The 3,981-nt window shown below is 57.1% G+C and carries 3 protein-coding genes; 1 reads left to right on the top strand and 2 read right to left on the bottom strand.

All coding sequences use genetic code 11. The features are described 5' to 3' along the window. Together B3Y70_RS07670 and B3Y70_RS07665 are read right to left on the bottom strand one after the other, a co-directional pair. A partial coding sequence (locus B3Y70_RS07670; RefSeq protein WP_288589540.1) for a hypothetical protein occupies positions 1-185 on the bottom strand: 185 nt, incomplete at its 3' end. Between the two features lie 2 nt (positions 186-187). After that, positions 188-1,228, bottom strand: coding sequence for a type II glyceraldehyde-3-phosphate dehydrogenase (locus tag B3Y70_RS07665; protein ID WP_053114010.1), 1,041 nt, complete (start codon positions 1,226-1,228; stop codon positions 188-190). A 374-nt stretch (positions 1,229-1,602) separates the two neighbouring features. Here B3Y70_RS07665 and B3Y70_RS07660 point away from each other — a divergent pair, with 374 nt between their 5' ends. Then, positions 1,603-3,903, top strand: coding sequence for a copper-transporting P-type ATPase (locus B3Y70_RS07660; RefSeq protein ID WP_288589541.1), 2,301 nt, complete (start codon positions 1,603-1,605; stop codon positions 3,901-3,903). The last annotated feature ends 78 nt before the right edge of the window (positions 3,904-3,981 follow it).

Below are 3,981 nucleotides of genomic sequence, written 5' to 3'. Positions count from 1 at the left end.
AGCAGTTCAGTCCCCACCTCGTCCGCCGCGAGGATATACGAAGCAAGAAAGATACGCTGGGTGGCAGCACGGACCGAGCGAATCATCTCCGCATAGAGTTCGTCTCCCTCACCGAACAGCCTGAACACACCCTTCACGGCTCCGCCCTCGGGTTCACAGGCGACGTCGCCGGGGTTGCCGTCCATATCTATAACCCCAAAGAGCCGATACCCAGGCTGTCGTTGGTGTCTCTGATCGACGTTTCCGCATCGGGTTCGGCCCCGGTCAGTGCGCGTATGGCATCGATGGTTTCCGGAACAACAATCGCCTGGTTGTCGACCATATAGGCATAAAACAGCTCATTGCCCTGCACTTTGAGCATGTCTTCCCAAAGCGCGACTTCATACAGGCTGTCGTGAGGTCGGCCAAGGTCGGCCATCAACTCCTTGACGCTGTTGATCGCGCTTAGCCCGTCGCTGTTCCGGAGGAAAACAATGCGGGAGGAGGTGCGGAACGCATCGAGCACTTCGTCCTTGCTCGCCTCACGTGTCAGTTGAACGGACCAGTAGTGCAGGTGGGCCAGTGTCTCCGGAACCTTGACCGCCATGGTTACCACATCCAGGTCCGGGTCGACACTTTGGGCGTCCGGGCCCTGGTGACTGGGAATCTCCGGCTCTGGCACGACGGTATTCATGATCCCGCCCTGGTGGCTCTCCCAGGGATCGGTGGCCCGGCGCAGAAGGGTTCCCCGTGCCCGGTCCAGCAAGCCGTGGCGTTTGAGCGCTGACAGGGTACGAATGATCGACGTCGTGTTGCACGATACGACGCGTGTGCAGTCACGGCCGACAGCGCTGGCGTAGTTGGCCTCGGCAACGAATGAATGGCCCGTGCTTTGATGTTTCTCGCCGCCATGAACGATGAACCTGATACCGAGCCGCCGGTAGGTTTCGATGTTCTTGCTGGCCAGGTGTTTCGGTGTACAGTCCACCACGATGTCCGCGGCTTCAAGTAAGTCATCCAGTGTGCCGGAAACATCAAGCCCGGCTGCGCCCATGGCAACGGCGTGCTCTTCAGTCGCGCCGTACAGGGCATACCCTCTACTCAGCGCGGCCCTCACTCGCCAGTCCTGCGCGACATCAGCTACGCCAGCCACAGCCATGTCTTTTTGTACCGCAACGGCTTGCGCTACCCGTTTGCCGATAACGCCATAACCGTTGACCGCGACGCGAATAATTCTCTGACCGACCATCTTTTGTATCTCCAGCTTCTGAAAAGGGGCGAGCGAACTGTTATGTTGCTTAAGTGACCAGATTATAGACAAAGACTGAATTTCAGCTGAAAGTCCGGTTTGACGTGTACCTCAGGGCAATGGCTTTACCGAAAAGTTGATGGTGATCAAAAAAATGCAAAGCGCAGAAGTGCTTTTCAGGTTCAGTTCAGCCGGGTGTAGTGGAATGGGGTGCAGTAGAGGGCAACTACATTGCTTATGACCAGGTCGAACCTTGAGAGGCTCGAATGGTATGAAACCATCGAAAGGATGATCGGAAGATGTCTGCCAAAGAAAATAGTTCTGCTATCAATGATAGTGCTGGGAAGGAGTCGGAGGGCCAGTATACCTGCCCGATGCATCCGGAGGTCATATCTGATGAGCCTGGGAATTGCCCGAAATGCGGGATGCACCTTGTGCCTCTGGAAAACAATAAAGTGAGTTCTCATTCAGATCACTCTCACCATTGTTCTGGAGATCATGAAAAACCGTCAGGCGACGATCGAACATATGACCGTGTACCACCCGGGTATTCGGGGGTGGTTTACACTTGTCCCATGCACCCTCAAGTCCGACAGACAAAGCCCGGGGCATGTCCTCTGTGCGGTATGGGACTGGAGCAGGAATCGGCCACCGCGGAAGATGAGGGGCCCAACCCGGAGTTGGTGGACTTTTCTCATCGGCTCTGGGTTGCCCTGGCATTTTCAGTGCCCTTGCTGATTTTGACCATGACTCCCTATATCGGTGTCATGGCGGTTCGCGACTTCTTCGGTGAGCGTTTGTCACTCTGGATTGAACTGGTGCTTGCTACTCCTGTAATCCTATGGTCCGGCTGGCCCTTCTTTGCTCGCGGTTACATCTCGTTTCGGACAATGAACCTGAATATGTTCAGCCTGATCGGCATGGGAGTTGGGGCGGCCTATATCTTCAGCATCGTAGCGGTCCTTGTGCCAGGGATCTTCCCGGAAGGCTTCCGGGATTCTGGAGGAAACGTCGGCGTTTATTTTGAGGCGGCAGCCGTTATCGTCACGCTGGTCCTGCTGGGCCAGGTGATGGAACTGAGGGCCCGTGAGGGCACCGGTAAAGCCATACGTGCGTTGCTGGATATGGCCGCCAAAACGGCGCGCCTGATCCGGCCCGATGGAACCGAAACAGAGGTTGCTCTGGAGGATGTGAAGGTCGGTGATCACCTGCGGGTGCGGCCTGGTGACAAGGTGCCGGTGGATGGTGTTGTTGTTGAAGGCCGGTCTTCCGTTGATGAATCTATGATTTCGGGGGAGCCGGTTCCGGTAGAGAAAGTGGAGGGAGACAAAGTAACCGGGGCCACCATCAACGGTACCGGAAGCCTTGTTATGGAGGCGACCCGGGTTGGCGCGGATACTACGCTCAGTCAAATCGTCGAGATGGTTGCCAATGCCCAGCGCAGCCGCGCGCCTATCCAGAAGTTTGCCGATATGGTGGCCGGCAAGTTCGTACCAGCGGTTATTGCCGTGGCGGCCCTGTCCTTTGTGGCGTGGGCCATCTGGGGACCGGCGCCAGCTTTGTCGTATGCGCTCGTGTCTGCGGTTGCGGTGCTTATCATCGCTTGCCCTTGCGCATTGGGGTTGGCTACGCCTATGTCGATCATGACGGCTACGGGGCGCGGTGCCCAGTTAGGTGTGCTGATTAAGAACGCCGAAGCGCTGGAGCGTTTTGCCAAGGTGGATACCTTGATTGTGGATAAAACCGGTACCTTGACGGAAGGCAAGCCCAGACTAGTGGCGGTGCTGCCGGAATCGGGTCATGACGAGACCGAGGTCCTCAGGCTTGCGGCCACACTGGAGAAAGGGTCAGAGCATCCGCTCGCTGAAGCCATCGTTTCAGGCGCCGAGGCACGTAACGTGATGCTTGGAAAGGCCGATGACTTTGAAGCCGTTACAGGCAAGGGGGTCAAGGGTGTTGTGGATGGCAAGCCAGTGGCTTTGGGCAATGCCAAACTACTGGAAGAGCTGGGCTTGGACGGTGGCCATCTGATGGAGGTTGCCAATAGCAGACGCGATGAAGGCGAAACGGTCATGTTTGTGGTGCTTAACGGCGCCGTTGCAGGCCTTGTCAGCGTAGCCGACCCGGTCAAGGAAACGACACCCGCTGCGCTCAAGGCCCTCCACGCCGCTGGCTTCCGCATAATTATGGCAACTGGCGACAATGAGCGCACGGCAAAGGCGGTGGCGGGTAAACTCGGTATCGATGAGATTCGTGCCGATGTGCTGCCAGAGGACAAGGCCAGCATCATTCGCGAGCTTCAGAGCCAGGGGCGCAAGGTAGCGATGGCGGGGGACGGCGTAAATGACGCACCCGCCCTGGCCCAGGCCGATGTTGGCATTGCGATGGGAACCGGCGCGGATGTCGCCATTGAGAGCGCGGGCTTTACCTTGGTTAAGGGTAACCTCGATGGCATTGTCCGCGCCAGACGGTTGTCCCAGGCGACGATGCGAAATATCAAGCAGAACCTGTTTTTTGCCTTGGTCTACAACGGTGCGGGTGTGCCGGTGGCTGCTGGTGTGCTCTACCCATTCTTTGGCATCCTGATAGGACCTATCTTTGCCGCTTTTGCAATGAGCGCGTCCTCATTGTCGGTGGTAATGAACTCCCTGCGTTTGCGTCGAGAGAAAGTCTAGGCGCGAAACGACCATATCGATGACCTCTCACTGGAAGTCCTATCCTGTGGCGCTCAGTGCTGAGGTCGGAGTAAAAAT

It is taken from the genome of Marinobacter sp. UBA5687 (assembly GCF_002420325.1).
GTDB lineage: Bacteria > Pseudomonadota > Gammaproteobacteria > Pseudomonadales > Oleiphilaceae > Marinobacter > Marinobacter nauticus.
Note: the sequence above shows the minus strand (reverse complement) of the source record. Positions and strands in the feature narration are given on the sequence as shown.